The 22,307-nt window shown below is 67.4% G+C and carries 28 protein-coding genes and 1 tRNA gene; 8 read left to right on the top strand and 21 right to left on the bottom strand.

Annotated elements, in window-relative coordinates; genetic code table 11:
- Positions 1 to 55: 55 nt before the first annotated feature.
- From LQ757_RS05940 to LQ757_RS05920, 5 genes are all read right to left on the bottom strand, one after another.
- Positions 56 to 433: a hypothetical protein gene (locus LQ757_RS05940; protein WP_231046245.1), complete on the bottom strand. Its 378-nt coding sequence runs from the start codon at positions 431 to 433 to the stop codon at positions 56 to 58.
- Between the two features lie 98 nt (positions 434 to 531).
- Positions 532 to 1,065 carry a hypothetical protein gene (locus LQ757_RS05935; RefSeq protein WP_231046244.1) on the bottom strand — a complete coding sequence of 178 codons (534 nt, stop codon included), beginning with the start codon at positions 1,063 to 1,065 and terminating at the stop codon, positions 532 to 534.
- A 156-nt stretch (positions 1,066 to 1,221) separates the two neighbouring features.
- On the bottom strand, positions 1,222 to 1,677 hold the full coding sequence (locus LQ757_RS05930) for a hypothetical protein (RefSeq protein WP_231046243.1): 456 nt from the start codon (positions 1,675 to 1,677) through the stop codon (positions 1,222 to 1,224).
- A 133-nt stretch (positions 1,678 to 1,810) separates the two neighbouring features.
- Positions 1,811 to 2,458 carry a Pr6Pr family membrane protein gene (locus LQ757_RS05925; RefSeq protein WP_231046242.1) on the bottom strand — a complete coding sequence of 216 codons (648 nt, stop codon included), beginning with the start codon at positions 2,456 to 2,458 and terminating at the stop codon, positions 1,811 to 1,813.
- A gap of 202 nt (positions 2,459 to 2,660) precedes the next feature.
- Complete coding sequence (locus tag LQ757_RS05920; RefSeq protein WP_231046241.1) at positions 2,661 to 2,810, bottom strand: hypothetical protein; 150 nt, start codon at positions 2,808 to 2,810, stop codon at positions 2,661 to 2,663.
- A 144-nt stretch (positions 2,811 to 2,954) separates the two neighbouring features.
- Between LQ757_RS05920 and LQ757_RS05915 the strand changes: the two genes are divergently transcribed.
- Positions 2,955 to 3,575: a hypothetical protein gene (locus tag LQ757_RS05915; RefSeq protein ID WP_231046240.1), complete on the top strand. Its 621-nt coding sequence runs from the start codon at positions 2,955 to 2,957 to the stop codon at positions 3,573 to 3,575.
- 191 nt (positions 3,576 to 3,766) lie between these two features.
- Here LQ757_RS05915 and LQ757_RS05910 read toward each other — a convergent pair whose 3' ends face one another.
- Positions 3,767 to 4,561 (bottom strand): hypothetical protein, encoded by a 795-nt coding sequence (locus LQ757_RS05910; protein ID WP_231046239.1) that lies wholly within the window; start codon positions 4,559 to 4,561, stop codon positions 3,767 to 3,769.
- Between the two features lie 255 nt (positions 4,562 to 4,816).
- Here LQ757_RS05910 and LQ757_RS05905 point away from each other — a divergent pair, with 255 nt between their 5' ends.
- Entirely contained in the window at positions 4,817 to 5,344 is a 528-nt protein-coding gene (locus LQ757_RS05905) for a hypothetical protein (protein WP_231046238.1), read from the top strand.
- A 71-nt stretch (positions 5,345 to 5,415) separates the two neighbouring features.
- Here the strand turns inward: LQ757_RS05905 and LQ757_RS05900 are convergent, their stop codons facing one another.
- Entirely contained in the window at positions 5,416 to 6,009 is a 594-nt protein-coding gene (locus tag LQ757_RS05900; protein ID WP_231046237.1) for a DUF4304 domain-containing protein, read from the bottom strand.
- A gap of 243 nt (positions 6,010 to 6,252) precedes the next feature.
- Between LQ757_RS05900 and LQ757_RS05895 the strand changes: the two genes are divergently transcribed.
- On the top strand, positions 6,253 to 6,390 hold the full coding sequence (locus LQ757_RS05895) for a hypothetical protein (protein ID WP_231046236.1): 138 nt from the start codon (positions 6,253 to 6,255) through the stop codon (positions 6,388 to 6,390).
- A 199-nt stretch (positions 6,391 to 6,589) separates the two neighbouring features.
- On the opposite strand, the gene LQ757_RS05890 is transcribed toward LQ757_RS05895, so the two are convergent.
- From LQ757_RS05890 to LQ757_RS05880, 3 genes are all read right to left on the bottom strand, one after another.
- A complete protein-coding gene (locus LQ757_RS05890) occupies positions 6,590 to 7,546 on the bottom strand; it encodes a hypothetical protein (RefSeq protein ID WP_231046235.1) in 957 nt (318 codons plus the stop codon).
- Complete coding sequence (locus LQ757_RS05885) at positions 7,512 to 8,126, bottom strand: RNA polymerase sigma factor (RefSeq protein WP_231046234.1); 615 nt, start codon at positions 8,124 to 8,126, stop codon at positions 7,512 to 7,514. Before LQ757_RS05885 ends, LQ757_RS05890 begins: the two co-directional genes overlap by 35 nt.
- 198 nt (positions 8,127 to 8,324) lie before the next feature.
- On the bottom strand, positions 8,325 to 8,567 hold the full coding sequence (locus LQ757_RS05880; protein ID WP_231046233.1) for a hypothetical protein: 243 nt from the start codon (positions 8,565 to 8,567) through the stop codon (positions 8,325 to 8,327).
- A gap of 252 nt (positions 8,568 to 8,819) precedes the next feature.
- On the opposite strand from LQ757_RS05880, the gene LQ757_RS05875 reads away from it, so the two are divergent.
- On the top strand, positions 8,820 to 9,308 hold the full coding sequence (locus tag LQ757_RS05875; protein WP_231046232.1) for a hypothetical protein: 489 nt from the start codon (positions 8,820 to 8,822) through the stop codon (positions 9,306 to 9,308).
- 82 nt (positions 9,309 to 9,390) lie between these two features.
- On the opposite strand, the gene LQ757_RS05870 is transcribed toward LQ757_RS05875, so the two are convergent.
- From LQ757_RS05870 to LQ757_RS05860, 4 genes are all read right to left on the bottom strand, one after another.
- Positions 9,391 to 9,708 carry a hypothetical protein gene (locus LQ757_RS05870; RefSeq protein WP_231046231.1) on the bottom strand — a complete coding sequence of 106 codons (318 nt, stop codon included), beginning with the start codon at positions 9,706 to 9,708 and terminating at the stop codon, positions 9,391 to 9,393.
- Between the two features lie 7 nt (positions 9,709 to 9,715).
- A complete protein-coding gene (locus tag LQ757_RS19520; protein ID WP_372459633.1) occupies positions 9,716 to 9,976 on the bottom strand; it encodes an ankyrin repeat domain-containing protein in 261 nt (86 codons plus the stop codon).
- Positions 9,977 to 10,145: 169 nt separating this feature from the next.
- Positions 10,146 to 10,370, bottom strand: a complete 225-nt coding sequence (locus LQ757_RS05865) for a hypothetical protein (protein WP_231046230.1) — start codon at positions 10,368 to 10,370, stop codon at positions 10,146 to 10,148.
- Positions 10,371 to 10,464: 94 nt separating this feature from the next.
- A complete protein-coding gene (locus tag LQ757_RS05860) occupies positions 10,465 to 11,166 on the bottom strand; it encodes a hypothetical protein (RefSeq protein WP_231046229.1) in 702 nt (233 codons plus the stop codon).
- 236 nt (positions 11,167 to 11,402) lie between these two features.
- Here LQ757_RS05860 and LQ757_RS05855 point away from each other — a divergent pair, with 236 nt between their 5' ends.
- Positions 11,403 to 11,684, top strand: coding sequence for a hypothetical protein (locus tag LQ757_RS05855; protein ID WP_231046228.1), 282 nt, complete (start codon positions 11,403 to 11,405; stop codon positions 11,682 to 11,684).
- A 144-nt stretch (positions 11,685 to 11,828) separates the two neighbouring features.
- On the opposite strand, the gene LQ757_RS05850 is transcribed toward LQ757_RS05855, so the two are convergent.
- A complete protein-coding gene (locus tag LQ757_RS05850; protein ID WP_231046227.1) occupies positions 11,829 to 12,182 on the bottom strand; it encodes a hypothetical protein in 354 nt (117 codons plus the stop codon).
- 117 nt (positions 12,183 to 12,299) lie between these two features.
- On the opposite strand from LQ757_RS05850, the gene LQ757_RS05845 reads away from it, so the two are divergent.
- Positions 12,300 to 12,374, top strand: a tRNA-Lys gene (locus LQ757_RS05845).
- Positions 12,375 to 12,457: 83 nt separating this feature from the next.
- Here the strand turns inward: LQ757_RS05845 and LQ757_RS05840 are convergent.
- The 6 genes from LQ757_RS05840 to LQ757_RS05815 all read right to left on the bottom strand — a co-directional run bounded on the left by LQ757_RS05840 (position 12,458) and on the right by LQ757_RS05815 (position 20,103).
- The gene (locus tag LQ757_RS05840) at positions 12,458 to 13,126 is read right to left on the bottom strand and encodes a response regulator transcription factor (RefSeq protein WP_231046226.1); all 669 of its coding nucleotides are present in this window, start codon (positions 13,124 to 13,126) and stop codon (positions 12,458 to 12,460) included.
- Positions 13,123 to 14,418 (bottom strand): sensor histidine kinase, encoded by a 1,296-nt coding sequence (locus LQ757_RS05835; RefSeq protein WP_231046225.1) that lies wholly within the window; start codon positions 14,416 to 14,418, stop codon positions 13,123 to 13,125. The genes LQ757_RS05840 and LQ757_RS05835 overlap by 4 nt, the downstream gene beginning before the upstream one ends.
- Positions 14,419 to 15,709: 1,291 nt before the next feature.
- Positions 15,710 to 16,759 (bottom strand): LLM class F420-dependent oxidoreductase, encoded by a 1,050-nt coding sequence (locus tag LQ757_RS05830; protein WP_231046224.1) that lies wholly within the window; start codon positions 16,757 to 16,759, stop codon positions 15,710 to 15,712.
- A gap of 103 nt (positions 16,760 to 16,862) precedes the next feature.
- The gene (locus LQ757_RS05825) at positions 16,863 to 17,735 is read right to left on the bottom strand and encodes an anti-sigma factor (RefSeq protein WP_231046223.1); all 873 of its coding nucleotides are present in this window, start codon (positions 17,733 to 17,735) and stop codon (positions 16,863 to 16,865) included.
- Positions 17,732 to 18,325 carry a sigma-70 family RNA polymerase sigma factor gene (locus LQ757_RS05820; protein WP_231046222.1) on the bottom strand — a complete coding sequence of 198 codons (594 nt, stop codon included), beginning with the start codon at positions 18,323 to 18,325 and terminating at the stop codon, positions 17,732 to 17,734. Before LQ757_RS05820 ends, LQ757_RS05825 begins: the two co-directional genes overlap by 4 nt.
- A gap of 65 nt (positions 18,326 to 18,390) precedes the next feature.
- Positions 18,391 to 20,103, bottom strand: a complete 1,713-nt coding sequence (locus tag LQ757_RS05815; protein ID WP_308195571.1) for a cytochrome c biogenesis protein CcdA — start codon at positions 20,101 to 20,103, stop codon at positions 18,391 to 18,393.
- A gap of 216 nt (positions 20,104 to 20,319) precedes the next feature.
- Between LQ757_RS05815 and LQ757_RS05810 the strand changes: the two genes are divergently transcribed.
- A complete protein-coding gene (locus LQ757_RS05810) occupies positions 20,320 to 20,985 on the top strand; it encodes a fasciclin domain-containing protein (RefSeq protein WP_231046221.1) in 666 nt (221 codons plus the stop codon).
- Between the two features lie 133 nt (positions 20,986 to 21,118).
- Entirely contained in the window at positions 21,119 to 22,294 is a 1,176-nt protein-coding gene (locus tag LQ757_RS05805) for a MarP family serine protease (RefSeq protein WP_231046220.1), read from the top strand.
- Positions 22,295 to 22,307 lie beyond the last annotated feature (13 nt).

Here is a 22,307-nt window from a genome sequence, read left to right as displayed (position 1 = left end):
GCCACCCGCCGGCCATGCCACCCTGCGAGCGGTGACTTTCAAACGTGGCCTTGACCTATGCCAGCCACGCTCCTCCTACAGGCTGGATGAACAGCCATGCGAACGGCAGCGTTACGAGCAATATGAGGACCGTTCCCAGAACGATGGTCACCAACACCGAGAGTCGGCCATGATGGGCGATGATGCCTGCCACACCTGCGCAGGCGACGACGATGATCGCGCTCAGGAACCCACCCAAGCCCACCGAGAACATAGCCTCGGCCGCGTGCCCCGCCGCTGTTCCGCCAGGCAGGGAGGCGTAGTTGTTCGCAACCATCACGCCTTCAAGCATGATTGCAATCGGAAGAACGAGGACGATCGCGCCCAGCCCGAACGTCAGCATGAGCCAGGGGAATGGGCTCCGGATGACGGGAGCGACCCGCGTTTCACTCATCGAACGCTCCTTCAGCGGCGTTGAAGCAGAGCTGGAACTGGCGTTCCTCCGGGGACATGGATTCCCAAGTTGTGACCTGCGCCAGCACCTCGTCCGCGTCAGTGGGCGTCGTCGTTGCCCATGACGTGTACGGCGTAGCCCCAGCAGCCAGCGTCCTCCCACCGGTAGTCGCCGGGGGTCTGGCCGGTACCGTCGAGCGCTACCCCGGCGGCCGCCTGTTGATCCTCGGGCAGCGCCGCAATCCAGCTCGGCCCGGCGCTCCAAGCCCAGTACGGGATGAAGGTGTAGTCGTACCCCTTCTCCTTCATGCACTGCGCCGTGATGGCATTTGTCTCCATCCATTCGCGTGCGTTAGCGAGCTCATCGCCCTGCAGGGTGTCCGGATACTCCACGGTGTCGAGGTCGACGTCCGCACCGTACACGATCGCGGCAGGCGCGGCATCCGCCGGTTGAGGGGTCGGCGCCGGCGCGGTCGAGGTCGGCGTCGGAGCCTGGGCGGTCGGCAGTTTCACTGTCGCGGTGGCCGTCGGGGTGGGCTCATCGGCAGCCGCAGCGGTGCAGCCGACGAGCGCGAAAGCAGAAAGCGTGAGCAGCGCGGTGAGGGCGACGCGGCCAGTTCGGGTCTTCATCATGCGGCGAATCTATCGCCATCGACCGGCTCGGAAAATGAGGCTCGCACTGGTCACGAAACGCCACGCCGTTTAGGAGTGGCCCTCACATAGGTGCCGTTCACCCATCTATGGCCGGAGACCGCCGGAGCCCGATCGCCGGTCGTCGTTGCGCCCATGTCAACCGCCTGGCGGTCTCGGCGTAGGTAGATGCTTACCGGTGAAATCGAATGAGGCGCTGTCGCCGTCGAGTGAGGCGACGGTGACCGTATACGTCCGGCTTTCCTTGCAGTACACGACGAAGGCATGCGTAGCGCTCGCGCCCGGCTCGATGATCGAGGGGAACTCTCCGATCGCGTACCCCGTGAACTCCTTCGCGTTGGAGCCGTCGTTGAACGGAGTATGCCACTCGGTCGAGCTTGAGCCGCCGAAGACCGCAAGGTCGCTGTCGGCGAACTCGATCGGCGTTGTGCTGACGTTCTCGACTTTCACTCCGATTCCGCAGTAGCCGTCGAAGGACTTGAGCTTCTCAGCTGAGATCTGCAGGTTCGCTGTCTCGACCTCGGGGGGAGACGACAACTTCAGCTCGAAGAGGCTGCACCCCGCCAGCAGCCCCACGGAAACGAGCCCGCCCATCAAGCCAACCGTTGATCGGACGGCCAGCGGAAATCTTCGCGACATGGCCCGAGCGTATGCGATCTCCCGGAGCCGTTGGTCACCCACATCGATCATGCGATTGCCGTCCCATGCACGCAGCGCCGGGATCGCCCTACCGCGGAAGCGTGGGGATCGGCCGAGGTACGTGCAGCCGGCTGGCGGCCCAGACCAGGGCGCCGGCCGCGAGCAGTGCGCCGAGCAGTCCGACGACATGGGCGGTGAGGGAGAGGAGTCCTCGTTCAGGAAGGAGGAAGCCGTACGGGACCCATCCGTCGGTTGCGCCGCGAGCGAGGACGACTCCCACCCAGAGGAGCGGGTACGGGAGGACGACCCAGAGCCGCCGCCAAGACAGGGGCGGACGGTCTCCGACGAGCGCCCAGTCGAGCGTGACAGCGATGGGGAACACGACGTGGAGGATGACGCTCACCCAGGGTGGTGCGGACCCTGCGCCGGGCACAAGGACGTTGTAGACGACCGCGACAACGAGCAGGCACGCGGTCGCGATTCCTCGCTGCGTGGACAGCCAACCCGGCACGTGTCGTCCGAGGATGGCGAACATGCCAGTGGCGATCAGCGCGACGCTTGCGAGAAGACTGGTCTGGTTGGTGAAATACCCGAAGTAGTCGAAGAGGTTGCTGTCGCCGGCCGCAACGCGTAGGCCGTAGGCAAGCGCGAGAACCGCAATGCACAGCACACCCTCGACCATCCGAACCAGCGCGATCGAGCTCGCGGCCGTAACGAGCGGGCTCCGCTGGGTCATGCCCGTCAGCCTAACCACGCGGGAAAACGACCCGCACCCAGGGTTCTCCATGGCTTGCCCGAAAGCCGGTCTGCCAAGGGACGTTCGGAAGCGGATACCGCACCGGTTCTGCATTGCGGAATCTTGTGGAATGGAGGGCCGTCGACGAGTAGGTCGCCGGCCCTCGAGGAGCCTCGATCGAGCGGTCGAACGGGTCGACCGATCAGCGCTGCAGAGCAATGATCCAGAACGGTATCGTGCCGACGCCGACGGCCAACACCACCTCGAGACTCAGGCGAATCTTCACCTTCGCCTCGAAGACCGCCTTGCCGCGGGTGCTTGCCTTGCCCCGTCTGGGGCTTATGATGCTCACATCTTCTCCTTGCCTTTTCGAGAGTGCTGGTGACGAAGATTCCCGGCCCGCCCTGTTGGTAGCAGAGGCGGGCCGCTTCGTTCCTACTAACTACCATCGACCGTTTCACCGACACCTCCGCGGATACCTGCAACACTTAGATCCGTGAGCCGCGGACTCGGCAAGATGCAGCGTCGAATCATCCATGCGTTGCGACAACGGGAAGAAGAACTCCCGCCGCTCTGCTGGTACGAGGCGCCCGCGCTGGGATTCGGGACGACTGCTAGCGAGATGTCGTCGTTTCGCCGAGCGACCTCAACGCTCGCCGCGCGGGGTGAGATTGAAACTGCGCACCTGTTCATGGAGGGCCGGCGATCGAGCTCTATCCACTACCGACGCAATCGCGGCCTGGTCGGTGCAGAACGAACGGGATATCGACAGGGCTTCCGGCGCCACCTTGTGGTCCGGCTTGCTCCGGACGCTGCGTCCCATGAGATGGCGAACGTCGTCGCAGGGTCTCTCGAAAGGGCGATCAAAGAGTCAGCGGGTACTTCGTGGGCGCGCAACTATCTGGATTGGTATTTCCGTTTGCCGGATGGCGTGCACGATGAGGCTGCACGCGAACCCGATCGGGAGATGGCGACAAGCGAGGTGATGGTCTACATGGACAGGATCTCGGCGGCCGCGCAGCGCGCGAGGGACAGGAGCGCTCGCTGGGACGACTTGATCGAACGACAGCGTCTTGACAGGGAGCGCCTCGAGATGGAACGGAAGCAGCAGGGGTAGCCCCGAAAACAGTCGTTTACGGCGCGGGAACCTAGGACACAGAGCGATCACAGAACGCCGCCATTTACCGCCGTGACTTTCGGCGGTAAATGGCGGCGTTCTGTGATCGCTATCTGGCGGCTCGGTGTCCCGGCAGCCGATGGTCATGCAGCTGCCAGCATCCTCGTCATGATGGTCTCGACAGGTGCCTACTAGACGCGCTGCCGAGTGCTTGCGCTGAGGCCTTCACCAGTTTGGCCGTCCTTGAACTGGACCACGATGTTGAACCACTTGGGATCCGCGTCCCAGACGGTGAATAGGCTCCCAGAATCGCCAGTATTCAGCGGCTCCGTGTCGGCGAAGTCCGCAAAACCGTTGTGCCTCACTCCATCGAGGCCCGGGTACTCGTAGCTATAAGCCCACCTCACGACAGCGTTGGGCGTCCAGCCATCGCCAAGAAGGTGGATGTCGCCATCTCCCGAGATGAGATGCTGATCCTCGAGCCACGCCTTCGGTCGAATCGGATGCGGTAGCACGAACCTGTAGGCATCTGGATGTGCTTCGTGGACTCCGTGTGGTGTCGGACACTTCCCCATGTTCCCCGGGCCGTATCCACTAAAGAACATCGTGAAGCAGTGCACGCAGAAGTCCCACCGTGCTTGCATCGTCGGTGTTTCCGCCACGTCGTGCGGGATCACAAATCGGAAGGCGTCGGGGTGCGCCTCATGCTTGCCCGCCGGCGACGGGCAAACGCCCATTTTCTCGGGTCCGTAACCGCTGAAGAACATTGCGTAGCAGTGCACGCAGTAGTCCCAGTTTGCCTGGGCAGTAGCGGTTTCAGCTCCACCGTAGGGCATGACGAAGTTGAAGCCTTTCTGGACATGCCCTTCCCCAGCCGGGCACACCCCTGTGCTGCGCGGGCCGGAGTCCTTGTAGCCGTTGTAGAACAGCTCGTGACACTTGATGCAAAAACGCCAGTCATTCTGATCAGGCACCGTGATCACCATCCTCGGTTCAAATTCACAGACCGGGCCGATTGGATCCTGCCATCCGCCGTGCCGGCTGTCGCCCGGGCGGGCACGGAAGACGAGTGGCGGACTGACGGATACAATTCGCGCTCACCGCTGCGCTTCCACTCTGTAACCGCGGTCGTTCAGGCGCCTGCAAGCCGATCCCGCAGCGGGCAATTCGGCCGTCAGGAGGACGGCAGCAGGGAAAATTCGGTCGAGGTGTGCCGGCTATGTGGCACCTAGACTGCAGCCGTGGCAATCAGTGAAATCGTGACGGTGCGGACCGACGCGGGAATGCTCGGTCTGTGGTGCCCTGCGGCCTTCAGCGCAGTTGACGACTACGACTCCTGGGAGACGCACGTCAATGAGCGCTTGCTGGGCGCCATCGCCACGGGTGATCTCGTGCCTCTCAACATCGGGTCCGACGGCGCCTGGGGCGTGCGAGTCACGTCCTCAGCGGAGGCCCTCTCGGATCGAGAATGTCCGTACGAGGTCGTCACAAGCGAGCCCTACTTGCTCGTTGTGTCCGGCGGTGAAGCCCGGTTGAGCGGTATCGAGTACGTCGGCTTGTCGTCAAACGCACCGCTGCGCATCCCACTTGCCGAGGGGCGCTATGCCGTTCGCTCGACAATTGTTGCGTGGGATGAAGAGCCGGGTGCACTTGGTCCCGACGGTCGGCCCAGCGACGATGCGCTGACCGACATCGTCGTTCAGATCCTGCCGGAGGACGGATCTGAGGTCTATCGAACCGACGAGGTAACGTTCGACCCGCCGGAGTGACTCGGACCCATCATTCGAGACAACTGGCAACGGCAAACGCACGATGCGTCGCGGGTGCGTATGACGATACGTCAGTCCACCAGCGAATGAAGACGGGCCATTGCGCTGACGCGGGATGGCGAGCCAAGTCCTCCGGCCATCACTCCGAGCATTCCGAAGTCAGGATTGCTGCCCTCTTGGGTGAGTAGTGATTGCATCGCCTGCCTTGGATCACTGTGTCGGTCGATGAAAGCTAGGCCTTGGTCGCGCATCGCCAGGACGGCGTCGTCGGCAACTTCATCAAGGTTGCTGCCATCGTCGAGGACATACCAGACGTCGGGCCGGTCACTGCGATTCTGGCGTCCGAAGGGATGAAAGAAGGGCTGGCGGACGGTCTTGCCGAGGATCCCGCGAAACGTCAGGTTGTAGTCGCGGGGCCATTCGACCGGCTCCGGGGTATCGAGTGCCGGGTAGTACACGCCCACGTTGCAGCCGAACGAGTAGGTGGTGCAGCCGACCCCTTCAGCCACGAACGCGGACATTGACCGGAACGAGATCAGGTCCACCGTCAGGTCCGTTCGCCGCCAAGCGTTGCGTCCTTGGAAGCGATGGAAACCGAGTTCGCGTAGGAGCGGGCGAGTTCGCTTGGAAAGGGCCTGGCCGACAATGCGTCCGTCAACGTGCACGACGGGATTCTGTCACGGCCCTGCCAGCGGGCGAAACACATGCTCCGCCTACAGGGCGTAAGAGTCTGCTTCCAAAGCAGCGTAGGAACGCCCAGGCAATCCGGCCTGCTCTGTCTCGTCGAGGGATCCGTTACTGCGCATCAGCCGATCGCTTCGACCGGCAGCCTCGGATGTCAGTGGCGCCAGATAGCTTCTGCGTGTCGGACGACGCGCGCCGACGTCACCGACTCGTGAGGAATCGCAATGGCAAAGAACAGCAAGCAGACCTCCAGCAAAGCCGCGACCGCCGCAAGCAAGGTGTTGCGTGACGGCCGCACATCGGCGGCCTCCAAGACCGCAGCGGCCAGCGCTCTCTCCCAGAAGGGCAAGGGCAAGAAGTAGGTCTGAAGAAGGGGGCGAGGGACCCCGCAGCGTGAGCTGCGGGGTTGCAAGCCATCCCAAATGCGAGTGTGCCCGGGACGGTCACCGCCGCGGGCGCACTGGTGTCGTCAGCTTGTCGGTGCAGGTGGAAGAGGGACCGGGACCGAGAATGTCGGCGGAAGAACAACTGCGGCTGGGTTCACCTCCTGACTCGGAGTGCTCATGGCGCGTTGTCCACAACGGTTGTCTCGATCGCGGTCAGCGACATCTCCTGGTTGGGTCCCCATCCGAAGAAGGTTGCGCCGCTCATGGTCCGTTGACCGATGATGAGTCCGGTGTCGGGATCGATGATGACTTCTTGGCGTTCCCCCGCTCTGAGGATCTCGTTTCGGCCGATCGCGACTCCTGTCACGCCGTCGAGATTTGCGACGTTGTCGGTGGCCGTAACGCCGGGAATGCGGGACAGTGCGTCGAGGAGAGCTGCGCGCTGTGGCGCCGGAACTAGACCGGAACGCAGGATGTCAGTGATGCGCACGAAGTTGTCTTCGTCGCGGGATACCGATCCGCCAGCGTACTGGGCGTCGATCCACTCGTACGCTGCGGCGCCGTCGAGGGGAATGTCCGCGTAGTCGACGTTCACCCACGAAAACTCAGGGTCGTAGAATCGCCCGTCGACCGCTCGCGTCGTCTCGATCGACTCGCCGGTGAGCACTCCCGGCATCTTGCCCCAATCGCGGTAGAGCACCCATTCCGCCTCGGGATCGGCGGGCATATACACGTCCAGGATCTGGTCGTTCGGCTCACAGCCCGTGTCATCGCAGACCCCCCAGCGAGCGTGCGTGCGCGAACGAAGGTACTGATCGGAGCCAGCCACAAGATCTGCGTAGTGGATGGTCTGGGTGGCTGCGGTACGCAGCATGTCGCTCGCGTAGGCCGACTGCGCGCTCAGGATGACGTTGCCCGCCACAAGGACACCCGCCATCGCGGCGGCCACTCCGGCAGCAGCCCACGTCAGCCGCGGTATCCACCGCCGCTTCTTCCGATGGTGCGCCGTCGCGTCAGTCGCATCGTCGTCCGCGATGCGGCCGAGAAGCGCTGCCCGCCCCGCGGTCAAGGCCTGCGGGCTCGGTTCGCGCGACTCGTCACGCGTGTTGCGGAGCAGTGTCAGCTCGTCCATGGTCCGTCTCCTGTTCGAGGGTTTCGATGCCCGCGGCGCGGCGCAGCTGGCGCCGTGCCCGGTTCAGTCGTGAGCGCACGGTTCCGACCGGTACTTGCATTGCTGCGGCGATCGAGGCGTAGTCGAGGTCGCCCCACGCGTAGAGCAGCAGCGTGTCGCGATCGATCTCCGACAGTCGCCGCAGCGCCTTCGCCAGCCGCCGCGTGAGGCGTTGGGCGTCAATACGTGCGCCGGCCAGGTCGATAAGGTCCGGGGCGACCTGCGCCGCGAGGTCCGCTGACATCCCCTTCCACGCCGTCGCCTCCAAACGGGCATGCTTACGCATCAGTCGAGTGGCAATACCCAGCAACCACGGGCGCGCATCGACCACGGCCACGTCGTAGGCCGCCCGCCGCTCGAACGCCACCAAGAACGTCTCCGACATCACGTCGTCCGCAGCGTCGTCGCCCAGCCGCTGTGCGGCATACCGGAATACTGTCGTCGCGTGACGGTCGTACAACGTCGCGAACACGGCCGGCTCACGCGCCGACCGCTCTATCACCTCGTTATCGGGGCTCACATCCGTATTGCTCGATTCCATCGATTGGGTTCACACCAATCTTGCTGCGCACGCCCTGCTGACCCTGTTCGGTAGACGATCCTTGGGCGGGACGGCATCCGCAACGCCCGCTGACGCACCCGGCGGGTCGGGGTGACTCAATACGCCGGGCTTCCTGAGCAGCTACCGGGCCACTGCAGTTGCCCAGGGCGCCGCAAGTGTGTGCGCGAGACGAACATGCTATGAACCGGCGGACTTATCCCGTACGAGGCCAAGTACGAAGACTGCTACCCCGACGATCGTCGCAAGAATTGCGATCGTCATCACGACTGCATCCAGCGGCAACATCGCACAGGCAGTGGGCGAGTCCTCTCCGGGACAGGTGCGCCATGGCTGTAACAGATAGACAACAGACACGATGCCACCTACCAGGGCGACGATGCCGCCGACCATGCCCAAGCGGCTTGTCTGACGCTGACTCATTTGCCGAAGTTACACCGTCGGCCCCAATCCTCGACCCACATATCGGGTTAGGGCAGACCGCAAGCCGATCCTTCACGGACTCCAAAGTCTTCACCCCAGACCGACGGCGTCGCGTCCAGTACCCCTGCTGAATCCGATGAGGTCGAGCGATTAGAGGTCGGGGCGATCGGCAACTCAGCCGTAGACATCACATTCCCTCGCGAACTCGCCAGATCAGACCCGCGTTCCGCAGCCGGTAGATTGGGGCGCGCGATGAGTAGACAATCCGGCGGTTCCCGCTACCGGCCGGACCGGCTTTGGCGGGTAGGCAATCGCATCGGCGGTGCTGCGATCACGGCGCTTGGTGTCATCTTCATGGGTGCCGGCATCGATAACTCGGTGTGGCCCCTCGTCGCTCTCGGGCTGGTGTGCACGATTGCCTCCATCTGGTGGTGGCTTCGGGTGCCTCGCGCACGCGTTGAGTATGACTCCGCCGGGGTGGTGACTGTGGTGGGGCTCCTCTGGACGCGCCGCATCGATCGGAGCGCAGTTCGAATGGTCGTCACGGACGCCGACTGGCCGACGATCCTTTGGACGGACAAGCGTGGTCGCCGTCGCTGGACGATCCTGACACCGATAGCGACTGGCAACGGCTGGTATGGATTGCTGCTGCTCTCCACTCAGAGCATCGACGATCGACGAGGGTACCTGCGGCGTCTGGAGCGCTGGGCGACGACAACCCAGTCGTCGCCATTGGGTTGAGGAAGACGACAGGTCTTCCGCCTACCGCCCGGCCGCTCGCAGACCATCTGCTTGCGCTCGGGGGCTAGAGCCGCGCTCTCATCTAGGACTCGATCGGACCGTCCGGGACTTCCCAGGAGTAGTGCTGTGGCCAGCTGATCGGGATGTTGCCGGTGGTACGCCGGTGAACGCGGGCGTCCTCGTCGACCCACATGGTGAGTGTTCGGTAGGCCGGCGTCCATGTCGCGCCGAACAGCCACGCCAGAGGGTTGATGAAATCCACGGCCAGTCTCCATGCGGGCGGCAGGACAATGTGCCGCATCGTCATCTCGGTGCTGGTCCAGTCACCGTGGACATCCCACCCCTCGTTCATGCGACGCATCATCTCGGAGCGCAACGCACGGACGACTGTGGCTGGCATGGGAACATCATCCCTTGCTTTGCGGAGCGCTGCCGAATCCCGCGTACGAGGATGCGACGCCATAGCCGTGTCGATCCTGCGCGTCGATGAGTGCCCCTGCGTCGAGCAGGAGGTGGATCGAGCTGAGTGAATGACTTTGTGCTGCGAAGTGGAGCGGAGTCCATCCATTCGCATCGGCGGCGTTCGGATCAGCGCCATGATCGAGGCTTCGGGCAACGGCTTCATCGTCAGCCTCAGCGGCGGCGTAGTGCAGTGCAGACCTGCTCATTCGGTCCGAGTCGCGTGAGGATGACATACGAGGAGTTAACCCGGGATTTCGCCGCGGCGGGGATCCATGGTGGACATCTTCACCTGCACGCTCACGGATCGGCTCGCGGACGCTGAGTCCTCCGTCTCAGAGTCTCGCGACCACGGCGAGGATCTTTGCGCCCCCACGCCTAGCCTGCTGCCTGGAATACCAAGACCACGCCAATGGCGATGGTCCCAATTCCGGGGACGATCATGTGGCTTGGCCGCCCTGCGTCCGCGATCGCCCTTCCCACGTCGCCGACGTTCTGTCGCAGGTGCTTCTGGCTCCAGCGCAGCATCCGCTCACGGTTGAGAAGGACGAAGGCTCCCACCGCGATCCAGCCGATCCCGAGGGCGAGCCTCCAGATGATCACGCGATGGAGCCTAGCCTCGGACACTCGTTCCGTAGCACTGCGAACCTTGAACTGCGTGGCCGGCAGGAATCCATTTGACGATCGTCGTCCGACATCACGAGCGCCCCGTATCCGCCCAGTCGTTCTCGAGCTCGACGCCGCTTCCGTCGAGCGTCGACTCGAACGCGAGGAACACGTCGACGAGTGCATCCCGGTCGGTGAAGTACCGCGCGTAGTAGGCCTCGAGCTCGGGAGCGAACCCGCCGTCGAGCACGACCTGGGAACCGAGGTAGGCGAACAGCTCGTTGGCACGGTTCTCGGACCGGTCGCCAACCGAAGCCGCGATCTGTCCGTGCACGCCGTCGTCGGCGGGCACCCGCACGAGCTCTGCCTCGACGAGCGCATCGACCTCGTCGCGCTCTGCGGGATCCAGCCGGGCATACACGGCGTGCAGCAGCTCGTGCGCGGCCGTCGTCACCATCATCGGCCGCATTCGCGCATCGTCGGGCTTGAAGATCGAGATGACGTCGTACCCGGTGTAGCACCCGACCGTCGTGCCACCAACGGAGTCATCGGGCTCGAACGCACGCTGGTCGCAAGCCTGCGACAACTCGTCTTCGTCGCGAAATCGTGGCCGGGCATCGAAGAAGATCTCGCGACCCTCCACCGTGAGGAACGCCTCATCGGCGAGCGCCGCGATCTGGGCGTCGGGCCGGTCGATGATGAGCCCCCCGGGTGTGGTGAGCTCGAGCATGACCATGAGTCCGCCGAAGGTCAGCACGCTGACGAGGACGACGGTGAGTGCGTTCCGGGTCACGATGGCGAGTATGCCACGGCCGGATGACCCAGGACGGCATGGGCCGCCGCCGACCACGCGGTGCCGGTCTCTCCTAGCGTGCGCATCACGCCACCGCCCGGATGCCGCGAGCGCACGTTCGAGCGCCTTCTGGAACTCGTCCCAGTCGACGATCGTTTTCGGCGCCGGGATTTCGTGTCGGGACCCGTCAGAGCGAGTGGCGATCATGACGCGTGACCGAATGTAAGGATGGGAGCGTGGACAAGATCATCGGGCTCGTGGTGTTCGTCATCATGAGTTCCGGTTTCGTCGGTCTTGGTGTCTACATGCTGCGGCACCTCGACGCCGCAACGGCGTTCTTCGAGAGCCGAGGGGCTTCGCTCTACGGGCGCCGCGTGGCGCGCGGGTTGTACAAGCGTGCCAACATTCGGATCGGAGCCGTGGCGTTCACTGTTGCAGGATCCATCTTCGTCCTCGTGGGGCTCACCCGGCTGGCCGTGTCCGTGGTGGCTCTCGTCGGCTTGCAAACGATCGGATAGGGCACTGAGGCGGTGAATCACCCAGGGATCGTCAATCGGACAGACCCCTCGCCTCACACTAACCTTCGCCGAGCTGTGACGCTGCGATGACGCCGCGGACCGCGTCGACGATCCAGACGACTTCGAATGTGGCAATCGGTGCCGTCAATGCGTTCGGCTCGACTGCAATCGGCTGCGCCAGTTGTCGCCGAGTCGCTCGTAGGTGACCTTGGCATGGCAGTTGCGACAGCGCACGTCGCACTTCTCGATCTCGGCCTTGACGCGCGCAACCGAATAACCGTTCTGGGCCAGTCGCATGACATCGGCGGACTTGCCACTTCCCTCGCGGTGATCGAAGTCGAGCACGCGCACATCGTGCTCTCCGCAGTCGACGCATGGATGTGCGAGCAAGTGGGCACCGACGGCGTCGATCGCTAGCTGCCGCTGAACGACCTTTCGTGCCATGATGACGCGCACATGGGCCTCGCGATTGCGCGCATAGTATTCGCGGGCCTTCACCCGATTGCACTCCTTGCAGAGCTTCGTGAACCCGTCTCTCGAGGAGCGAAGCCGATTGAATTCTTCGAGTGGCCTAGACTGCTTGCAGCAATAGCAGCGCTTCTGCGTCATGAATCAGCCCCCGTAGCTCAGAGGCAGAGCAGCGGACTTTTAATCCGCGGGTCGGGATGTCGGAATTCCCCGGGGGCACCATAATCGGGTCTGCACACGCCATGGTTCATCATCGATGACCTCATGAGTCGAACTTATCTTCGACCACTGACACTCCACCGCCGTCACCGCGACACGAGTCCCCGCTCGTACGCCCAGATCACCACGTGCACGCGATCAGGCAGGTCGAGCTTCGCGAGGATCGACTTGACGTGCGTCTTGACGGTGTTGCCCGTGAGGTAGAGCCGTTCGCCGATCTCGTCGTTCGAGGCCCCGGTCACGAGCTGGGCGAGCACGTCACGCTCGCGCCCGGTGAGCGGCTCGAGCAACTGCTCGGCGTCGACGGGCTCCGGCGCCTGTGCAACGAAGTCGACGAGGCTCGCGGTCGCGCGCGGCGCGAGGGTGGCATCGCCCGCGTGTACTGCCCGGATCGCCGTGACCAGCTCATCGGCCGAGGCATCCTTCGTGAGAAAACCGCTCGCCCCGGCGCGGATCGCCGCGAACACGACCTCGTCGAGGTCGAACGTGGTCAGCACGAGCACACGCACCGCCGGATGCTCCGCCCGCACACGTCGCGTGGCCTCGATGCCGTCCATCCGCGGCATCCGGACGTCCATCACGACGACGTCGGCGTGGTGCGCGCGGAGGCGCTCGAGGAGTTCGGCGCCGTCGGCCGCCTCGACGACGAGTTCGAGGTCGTCGTGCGGCTCCAGCATCACGGCGAGCGCCGAGCGCATGAGCACCTGGTCGTCGGCGAGGGCGACCCGGATGCGGGAACGGTCGGCCGCGATCATCGCCGGCGTTCCTGCGGCTGATCGGACGCACCGGTGAGGGGCAGCCGGGCGGTGACCTTCCACCCCGGCGCGTCCGTGCGCGGGCCCGCCTCGACGGCGCCGCCCAGTTGGGCGACCCGCTCGCGCATGCCCGCGATGCCACGCCCGCCGGCGACCCACGCGACCGGTTCGGCGCCGTGCGATCCGTCGTCTTCGACGGTCACGACGAGCGCATCGCCCCAGTCGAGCCCCACGAGCGTGCAGGTCGGCGGCGCCGCATGGCGCATGACGTTGGTCAACGACTCCTGCACGACCCGGTACACCGTCAGCGAGAGCCCCGGCGGCACGGCGACGGGGGTTCCGGCGACGACGAGTTCGACGACGCGGCCGGGCGATTGGGCGCGTTCGACGAGTTCGTCGATCCCCTCGAGCCCGGGGCTCGGTTCCCGCAGCGCCGACTCGTGCCCACGCTCCCCATCGGGCTCGACGAGGGCGCCCAGAAGGCCGCGCATGTCGCTCATCGCCGCCCGCCCGGTCGAGACGACATGCCCGACGGCGACCCTGGCACGATCGTCGTCTCGTCCGAGCAGCAGCCGCGACGCCTCGGCCTGCGCGACCATGACGGCGAGCGAGTGCGAGACGACGTCGTGCAGTTCGCGCCCGATGCGGCGGCGCTCGGAGGCTTCCGCGGCACGGTCGGCCTGCAGCCGCAACTCCGCGGCCTGGGCCCGCCCGACCTGTTGAGCTGCGAGCTTGCGGCGGGATTCGCGGCGATAGCGTCCGAGCGCCCAGGCGGCACCGATCGAGGCGATGAGGAATCCTGCGAGCGCGATCAGCTCGCCGGGGCCCGCCGTGGGCGCCCACGGCACTGAGACTGCCGTCATCATCGCCGCCCCCACGAGCCCGACCACGATCGATGCGACGTCGGCCAGCCGGTCATCGCTCGCCGCCGCGGTGAACACGATCACCAGGAAGCAGAGGCTGCTCGGCAGCAGCACGGCATCGAACGGCATGCCGGGCAGGCTTGCGAGCACGAGACCGAACATGCAGGCGGATGCCGCTGCCAACGTTGTCCGCAGCCAGCGCCGGCGCAGCGCGACCGTCGTGTGCAGCACCGCGTAGAGCGTGAGCGTGGCCGCGAGCCACCAGCCGTCCTGCGGAAGTCGGGCCGCCGCGAAGATCTCGACGAGCGTGAGGGGCAGCAGTGCCGCGGCCGCCGCCCCGGCCCACACCCAGTCCGCGGTCGAAGGCGGGCGCGACGAGCCGGCCCGAGCGTTCACGGGCGACGGGATGTTCTGGGCAGGCGTCGTCATTCCTCGACCCACGTTAGCCGTGGGCGACGGCCGGGGTCTCACCCGATCGGGTGAGGCGGCGCCATCGGCCGATGGGCGAGGCTGCCGGTCGAACGGGCACCAGCCACGAGATCGGAGACGACATGTCGTTCACACAGCACCAGCCACCGCCCCGCGAGGCGCAGGGCGACCCCGGGGCACGACGCGATCGGCGGCTGCGGGCGGTCGGCTCCCTCGCGCTCGTCGCATCGGCGGCGGTCGCGGGGCTGGGACTCCTCTGGCTCTTCGCACCCGAGTCGAACCCCTTCGGCGTCGGCGGGATGCTGAGCTCGGAGGGCACGTTCCTCGCACCCGAGGCCGTCGCCGTGACGGCGATCGTGACCGGACTGGCCGGTGTCGTGCTCGCCCTGCTGCCGATCGGCGGCTCTGGGCCCGACCTCGCCACGCCCCTCGGGTTCGCGTCGGGCGCCCTCGCGATCGTGATGGGCACCGTGTTCGGGAGCCCCGGCATCATCGCCGTCGCGGGCTACCTGTTCGGCCTCCTCGCCGTCGTCGCCGGCGTCGTCACGATCATCGTGACCCTGTTCCGCGCGCCACGCCTCGGCCTGACGCTGCTCGCCGGTCTCGCCGCCGTGGTCGCGGCATCCGTCTGGCTCGCCGGCATGACCTTCGAGGGCGTCGCCGAGTTCGCGGCCGCGTTCGGCAGCGCGCTCGCGGCCGACGCGCCCGGACTGCTCGTCGCCGGCGTCCTGATCGCGGCGATCCTCGCATGGTCGGTGCGCGCGGTGATCGCGCTGCGCGCGAGCCGCAGCGGACGCGCGTTCGAGGCGTGGCTCGTGCGGCATCGCCGCGTGATCACCGTGCTGGCGGCGCTCGGGCCGATTCCCTACGCGGTGGCACGAGCGACGTGGCTCACCCCGTGGCCCCTCTTCGGCCCCGAACGCGGCGCGCTCACGCCCGATGTCCTCGCGACCGGGCTCATGCTCGGTTCGGGTGCCGTCGCGGCGAGCATCCTGACCCTCGGGCTGATCCTCCCGTGGGGTGAGCGGTTCCCGAGGTGGATGCCGCGCATCGGCGGGCGGGTGGTTCCCACGGCGGTCGCCGTCGTCCCCGGCGTCCTGGCCGCCGCGACGCTCTGCATCTCGGCCGTGCCGATGCTGAGGATGATCGGCGACGCCGACAGCGTGCTCGACGGAGTGCTCGTGAACCTCGTGCTCCCGCTCTGGTTCTGGGGCCCGATGCTCGCCCTCGCGGTGTGGGCATACGCGGCATGGCGCAGCGACGCGGGCACCTTCGCGGCGACCGGGGCGTGTCAGCCGACGAGCGCTCGGAACCCCGACATGAGCGCGACCCGTTCGGCCGACGACCGCGCGAGCGGGGTCACGTTGAGGGTCGTGACCCCGGCCTCGGCGAACGCCGCCACGCGCTCGGCGACGTACGAGGCCGGCCCGATGAGCGAGATCGCGCGCACGAGGTCGTCGGGGACCGCGGCGACCGCCTCGTCACGACGGCCAGAGAGGTAGAGATCCTGGATGAGCGCCGCCTCGGCCTCGAAGCCGTAGCTCGCGATGAGGTCGTTGTAGAAGTTCTTGCCGCGGGCGCCCATGCCGCCGACGTAGAGCGCGAGCTGCGGCTTCGCCGCGGCGAGCGCAGCGGCCTCGAGTTCGGGCTGCTCGGTGATGGCGAGCGCCGGGCTCGCGAAGACATCGAGCGGGCCGAGGTCGGGGGCCCGCTTGGCGGTGCCTGCGGCCAGGGCCTCGCCCCACACGCTCGCGGCGCGCTCGGGGTGGAAGAACATCGGCATCCAGCCCTCGGCGAGCTCGGCGGTCTGCTCGACCGACTTCTGGCCGAGCGAGGCGATCGTGATCGGGATCCGCTCGCGAACGGGGTGGTTGATGAGCTTCAGCGGCTTGCCGAGTCCGGTGCCCTCGCCCTCGGCCAGCGGGATGTGGTACTTCGCCCCTTGGTGCACGACCGGTTCGCGCCGCCACGTCATGCGGCAGATCTCGATGATCTCGCGCGTGCGGCCGAGCGGCGCGTCGTAGCGCACGCCGTGGAAGCCCTCGATGACCTGCGGGCCCGACGCCCCGATGCCGAGCTCGAACCGCCCGTCGGAGACGTAGTCGAGTCCGGCCGCGGTCATCGCGGTGAGGGTGGGCGTGCGGGTGTACAACTGCAGGATGCCCGAGGCGAGCGTGATCTTCGACGTGCGCGCCGCGAGGAAGCCGAGCTGGCTGACGGCGTCGAACGAGTAGGCCTCGGGGACCGCGATGCGGTCGATGCCCGCCTGTTCGAGTTCGGCGACCTCGTCGGCCGCCTCGCGGAATCCGCCCGCGTAGTTCAGGAACATGCCGACGCGCATCGTCACTCCTCGTCGTGTGAAGGGTGCCCCGGCAGATCGGCCGCGAGCATTCAGACCCTATCCGAGCACCTCCCGGGCGGGACATCCGTTTGTGGACCGTCGACTACGTGGGGATGATGACGATCGGTTCGGTGGTGGGTTGCGGCGAACCGCCGGCGGGTTCGACGGTGACACCGACGGCGACGCCCGGGGTGAACGACCCTTCGAGCACGCGCCAGGTCTCGTCGCCCGAGACATCGAACGTGCCGGCCGAGACGGCGCCCGAATCATCGAGGTACCAGAGCTCGTAGGTCTGGTCGGCGTCGAGCTCGGGCAGGCCCGAGACGACCACGCCCGAGCGCTGCTGCTCGGCCGATGAGGTGAGCGTGATCTCGCCCCCGCCCGCAACCTCGTGGGTCTGCGACTGCGCGTCGGGCGCGGACGCGATCGCGGCCATCTCGAGCTGTGCGCCCCAGCCGTTCGGGCCGGGCCATCCGACGCCGACGACCACGCCCGCGATCAGGACGATCGCGGCGGCGGCGATGCCGATGACCGCGCCCGGGCGTTCGAACCATCGGCGACGGGCATGGGCCTGCGCCCGGCCGGCCGGGCGATCGATCGGCTCGGCGGATGTCGCGGGCTCGGCGATGCCCGACGAGTCGACGGTCGAGGCCTCGCCCCCGGCCGATTGCGACGCGGGCTGCTGCTGCGGCAGCCCGTCGAGCTGTGCCATCAGCCGCTGCTTGAGGTCGGACGGCGGTTCGACGGGCTCGGCGAGGGCGCCCAGCACCGCCGCCGACTCGGCGTAGGAGTCGGCCTCGGCGCGCAACTCGGGCGACTCCTCGGCGGCGGCATCGAATGCCGCGCGCTCGTCGGTGTCGAGCGCATCGAGCGCGTGCGCCGCGGCGAGCTCGCGCATCGCCTCGAGCGAGGCGAACTCGCGCGCCGGGCGTGGCTCATCCGTGTGCTCACGGTCGTCGTCTCGCGGCCCGGTCATGTCGTCACCCCCAAAGCGGATCTCAGTCGGATCATCCCGTCGCGCAATCGCGTCTTCACCGTACCCAGCGGAACCTCGAGGCGCTCGGCGATCTCGCGCTGCGTGAGCCCGTCGTAGTAGGCGAGCGCCACGCACTCGCGCTGCAGTTGCGTGAGGTCGGCGAGCGCCTCGTGGACGCGTTCGTGCTCGACGCGCACCTCGACGGTCTCGGCGACGGTGTCGGCCGGGACATCGAGATCGCGGGCGCCGATGCGCAAGTCGCGGTCGTGGGCGGCCTGCGCCGCGCGGATGCGGTCGACCGCGCGCCGGTGGGCGAGCGTGAACATCCAAGCGAGCGCGCTCCCGCGCGCCGGGTCGAACCGGGGGGCGGTCTGCCAGATCTCGAGGTACACGTCCTGCGTCACCTCCTCGGCCTGCGCCGGATCCACCACGAGGCGGCGTACAAGCCCGAAGACCCGCGGGGCGGTGACGTCGTAGAGCGCGGCGAACGCCTCCCGGTCACCGGCACCGACCCGGGCGAGCAGTTCGTCGGGTGTCGGCGCTGATGCCGGTGCGCCTGCACCGCTGCCGTCGACCACGAGTCCAAGCATGTCAGATCGCCGGTCGCGAGCCGAGACCTCGACTGCGGCGCCGCTTCGGAATTCGAGGACATGGATCATCCGAACGTGAAGGAGTAGGCGTCGACCCCGGTCGACATGGTGACGGTGAGCATGCCCGACGCCGGGGCATCCGTCTTCACGAGGCGATACGAACGCGGCACGCCGCCGACCTCGATCTCGCGGGCCTCGCGGCCGTCGTCGACGACGACGGTGCCGCTGCCGCCGAGCACGAGGCGCACCTCGCTGCCGGTGTACGAGAGTCGCACCCTCGCGCCGGGCGCCCCCGGCGTGATCGACTGCGTGTCGAGCGCCCAGTCGCCGTCGAGCGCGAACGTGTCGCGCGGCAGCTCAGCCGGGAACTCGAACGCGGTGGTCGCCCGGCGGTAGGGCTCGCCGCCCGCGAAATTCACCTGCTTGGTGGTGCCGAGGAACGTCTCGCGCGTGGTCGAACCGGCTTCGGGGGTTTCGTCGCGCTGTTCGGTCGCAGCAGGCAGCACGACGCCCGCGTCGGCATCCTCGAGCAGCTCGCGGATCAGCTGCTCGGTCGCCGCGTAGTTGCCCTCCCCGAACGAGATGTGCCGCACCGTGCCCTCGGCGTCGATCAGGTAGTGCGCCGGCCAGTAGCGGTTGCGGTAGTTCGTCCAGGTCGAGAGCGAGTTGTCGAGCCCGACGGGGTACTCGATGCCGAACGAGCGGATGCCCGCCTCGACGTTGCGCGGCTCCTTCTCGAACGCGTACTCGGGCGAGTGGATGCCGACGACCGAGAGGCCGGCCTCGCGATAGGCGTCGTCCCACGCGACCACGTGGGGGATCGAGCGCTGGCAGTTGATGCACGAGTATGCCCAGAAGTCGATGAGCACGACCCGGCCGCGAAGGTCCGCGAGGTCGACGGATGCCCCGTCGTCGGTGTTGAACCACTGCTCGATGCCCCGGATCGTGGGCGCGGTGCCGCAGGACTCCAACTCGGACGCACCGTTCGTGCACTCGTCGAGCTCGGCGTTCTCGTCGTTCACGAGGCCGCCGAGGTCGAGCGCACGGGTGACCTCCTCCGAGTCGGCGAGCTCGCGTTGGAACGCGCTCGTGTAGTCGGGCACGAGACGCTGCAGCAGCTGCGGCAGGTTGAACACGAGACCCACGGCGAGGGCGATCATCACCACGCCGCCGGTGATGCGGATACCTCGCTGGTGGGTGCGGAACGCCTTCACGCGCTCGGCGACCCGCCGCCCCGCGAGCGCGAACACGAGCAGCGGCAGGGCCGCACCGACGGCGAACGAGAGCGTCAGCACGACGGTCTCGACGCCGATGCGCCCCGTCGATCCGGCGACCGTGATCGCCGCGAGCACGGGCCCGGCGCACGGAACGTACACCGCGCCGAGCGCGAAGCCGAGCGGGAAGCCGCCGCGTTCGGTGCCCACGTCCTTGCGCGGGATCCACGAGAACGGCTTCTCGAGCAACTCCTCGACGCGCGGCACGATGAGGCCGACCCCGATCAGGACGAGGACGACGATGCCGGCCCACCGGAGCACGTCCTGCGGCAGGCCGAGCAGGCCGAGGATGAGCGAGCCGACGAGCGTGAACAGGCTGAAGCTCACCACCAGCCCCGCGATCACCAGGTAGGGGCGCCAGCGGCCCGCGAGCGGGGCATCCGCCGTGCCTCTCGCGCTCTGCGTACCGCCCGACAGGAAGATCACGGGCAGCACGGGGAGGATGCACGGCGAGATGCCGGTGATGAGGCCGCCGAGGAGGCCGATGAGGGCGAGCGTGATCACGGGGTCCTGCTTTCTCGGGTCGCCGAGTGATTCGAAGCGCTCACCCGAATCGATTGGTCGGGATGCGCGTTGGATGCGCCACGCTCGATGCCGGCCGAGTCCCTGCGCACGACCGCGGTTCCACTCGACCTCGGTGATTCCAATCCGATCTGCGCACCGCACCGAACCCCACGCATCGGCCCCGTACGGAGGCCGGCACCAACGAAGGAGCACACGATGCGATCCACCGCACGCAGCACCCGCACCGCCCTCGCCGTCTTCTCGATCGCCGCTGCCGCGATGCTCGGCCTCGCCGGCTGCAGCTCGCCGGGCGGCTCGACCGCGGACGAGGAACCCACGATGTCGGAGGAGGCGACGCCGACCGAGGAGGCCATGGAGGCCGACCCCGCCGCCGACCTCGTCGGCCCCGGATGCGCCGCCTACGCCGAGGCTGTGCCCGATGGTCCCGGCTCGGTCGTCGGCATGTCGACCGACCCGGTCGCCGTCGCCGCCTCGAACAACCCGTTGCTGACGACCCTCGTGGCCGCGGTGTCGGGCCAACTGAACCCCGAAGTCGACCTCGTCGACACGCTGAACGGCGACGAGTTCACGGTGTTCGCGCCCGTCGACGAGGCGTTCGCGAAGATCGACGCCGCAACGATCGAGTCGCTGAAGACCGACACCGAGACGCTGTCGGCGATCCTCACCTACCATGTGGTCCCCGGTCAGCTCTCGCCCGACGAGGTCGTCGGCACGCAGACGACGGTGCAGGGCGGCACCGTCGAGGTCACGGGCTCGGGCGACGAGCTCATGGTGAACGACGCCGCGGTCGTCTGCGGCGGCGTGCACACCGCGAACGCGACGGTGTACCTCATCGACTCGGTGCTCATGCCCACGATGTAGGAGCACGGCGGGCGCGACCCGCGAACGGCCGCACCGACTCACGGTGCGGCCGTTCGCGCGTCTTCAGCACTCTTGGAGTCGGATGCCGCAGGCTGGGAGTTCCCCCGCCGACCGATCCCGAATGGAGCCGCTGATGGGCTGGAGCATCGTGCTCGACGTCGTGCTCGTGCTCGTCTTCATCGGCGCGGTCGTCAACGGGTGGCGATCCGGGCTGCTGCGCACCGCCGCAGGGCTCGTCGGACTCGTCGCCGGCGCCATCGCCTCATACTTCGTGATGCCGTGGGTCGCCTCACTCGTGCCCTGGCCCGAGTGGCGGGCGCCCGCCGCGATCGCCTCGGCACTCGTGCTGCTCGGGCTCGGCGCATGGCTCGGCGCGATCATCGGGCACGCGCTGCGCAGCGGGGCGCGGGCCGCGAAGCTCGGCATGTTCGACCGCGTGCTCGGCGCCATCGGCAACCTGCTCGTCACCGCGTTCGTCGTGGCGCTCGTCGCCTCCGGCGTCTCGGCGATGGGCGTGCCCGTGCTCTCCCCCGCCGTCGCGGGTTCGCGCGTGCTGCAGACCCTCGACACGGTCACCCCGGCACCCACGCGGTCACTGCTCGCACAGCTGCGAACGGCCGCGCTCGGCGAGGCGATCCCCTGGCTCGTCGATGTGCTCGACGCACCGCCCATCGCCGGCGAGGCGCCGACCGGCGCCGTCGACAGCGCGGTGCTCGCTGAGGCCTCGCGGTCGGTCGTGCGCATCACCGGCAACGCCTTCGAGTGCGGCAGCAACCTCTCGGGCAGCGGCTTCGTCGTGGCATCCGATCGCGTGGTCACCAACGCGCACGTCGTGGCCGGCGTCAGCGAACCCATCGTCGAGGCGCCCGGCCAGCCGGCGCTCCCGGGGCGCGTCGTCGCGTTCGATCCCGACAACGACCTCGCGCTCATCGCCGTCGACGGACTCGCGACCCCGCCGCTCGCGATCGACGAGCCCGCGATGGGCGACGACGTGGCCGTCGCGGGCTACCCGTTCGGCGGCCCGTTCGAGCTGCGGCCGGGCCGTGTCGCGGCCAGCGGGCCGCTCACGATCGTGACCGACGGCACGACGTCGACCCGCGAGGTCGTCACCATCTCGGCCGATGTGGACCACGGCAACTCGGGCGGGCCGGTGCTCACCCAGGACGGCGAAGTCGGCGGCGTCGTGTTCGCGCGTTCCGACACGTCGGACCTCGTCGGGTTCGCGATCCCGGTCTCGACGCTGACGCCGCTCGCCGATGCGGCGCCGACGCTCGACACGCCCGTCGGCTCGGGGTCGTGCGTGCGCTGAGCGCCCCGGCTCA

Source organism: Agromyces cavernae, assembly GCF_021044935.1.
Classification (GTDB): domain Bacteria; phylum Actinomycetota; class Actinomycetes; order Actinomycetales; family Microbacteriaceae; genus Agromyces; species Agromyces cavernae.
The sequence above is the reverse complement of the archived record's forward strand: the minus strand, read 5'-3'. Positions and strand labels throughout refer to the sequence as shown.

What these genes read in the sequence shown, in the direction of transcription:
- LQ757_RS05940 (WP_231046245.1), bottom strand. Translation starts at nt 433, where the DNA reads ATGAGTGAAACGCGGGTCGCTCCCGTCATCCGGAGCCCATTCCCCTGG.
- LQ757_RS05935 (WP_231046244.1), bottom strand. Translation starts at nt 1,065, where the DNA reads ATGATGAAGACCCGAACTGGCCGCGTCGCCCTCACCGCGCTGCTCACG.
- LQ757_RS05930 (WP_231046243.1), bottom strand. Translation starts at nt 1,677, where the DNA reads ATGGGCGGGCTCGTTTCCGTGGGGCTGCTGGCGGGGTGCAGCCTCTTC.
- LQ757_RS05925 (WP_231046242.1), bottom strand. Translation starts at nt 2,458, where the DNA reads ATGACCCAGCGGAGCCCGCTCGTTACGGCCGCGAGCTCGATCGCGCTG.
- LQ757_RS05910 (WP_231046239.1), bottom strand. Translation starts at nt 4,561, where the DNA reads ATGGTGATCACGGTGCCTGATCAGAATGACTGGCGTTTTTGCATCAAG.
- LQ757_RS05895 (WP_231046236.1), top strand. Translation starts at nt 6,253, where the DNA reads ATGGCAAAGAACAGCAAGCAGACCTCCAGCAAAGCCGCGACCGCCGCA.
- LQ757_RS05890 (WP_231046235.1), bottom strand. Translation starts at nt 7,546, where the DNA reads ATGGACGAGCTGACACTGCTCCGCAACACGCGTGACGAGTCGCGCGAA.
- LQ757_RS05885 (WP_231046234.1), bottom strand. Translation starts at nt 8,126, where the DNA reads ATGGAATCGAGCAATACGGATGTGAGCCCCGATAACGAGGTGATAGAG.
- LQ757_RS05880 (WP_231046233.1), bottom strand. Translation starts at nt 8,567, where the DNA reads ATGAGTCAGCGTCAGACAAGCCGCTTGGGCATGGTCGGCGGCATCGTC.
- LQ757_RS05875 (WP_231046232.1), top strand. Translation starts at nt 8,820, where the DNA reads ATGAGTAGACAATCCGGCGGTTCCCGCTACCGGCCGGACCGGCTTTGG.
- LQ757_RS05870 (WP_231046231.1), bottom strand. Translation starts at nt 9,708, where the DNA reads ATGCCAGCCACAGTCGTCCGTGCGTTGCGCTCCGAGATGATGCGTCGC.
- LQ757_RS19520 (WP_372459633.1), bottom strand. Translation starts at nt 9,976, where the DNA reads ATGAGCAGGTCTGCACTGCACTACGCCGCCGCTGAGGCTGACGATGAA.
- LQ757_RS05840 (WP_231046226.1), bottom strand. Translation starts at nt 13,126, where the DNA reads ATGATCGCGGCCGACCGTTCCCGCATCCGGGTCGCCCTCGCCGACGAC.
- LQ757_RS05835 (WP_231046225.1), bottom strand. Translation starts at nt 14,418, where the DNA reads ATGACGACGCCTGCCCAGAACATCCCGTCGCCCGTGAACGCTCGGGCC.
- LQ757_RS05830 (WP_231046224.1), bottom strand. Translation starts at nt 16,759, where the DNA reads ATGCGCGTCGGCATGTTCCTGAACTACGCGGGCGGATTCCGCGAGGCG.
- LQ757_RS05825 (WP_231046223.1), bottom strand. Translation starts at nt 17,735, where the DNA reads ATGACCGGGCCGCGAGACGACGACCGTGAGCACACGGATGAGCCACGC.
- LQ757_RS05820 (WP_231046222.1), bottom strand. Translation starts at nt 18,325, where the DNA reads ATGCTTGGACTCGTGGTCGACGGCAGCGGTGCAGGCGCACCGGCATCA.
- LQ757_RS05810 (WP_231046221.1), top strand. Translation starts at nt 20,320, where the DNA reads ATGCGATCCACCGCACGCAGCACCCGCACCGCCCTCGCCGTCTTCTCG.
- LQ757_RS05805 (WP_231046220.1), top strand. Translation starts at nt 21,119, where the DNA reads ATGGGCTGGAGCATCGTGCTCGACGTCGTGCTCGTGCTCGTCTTCATC.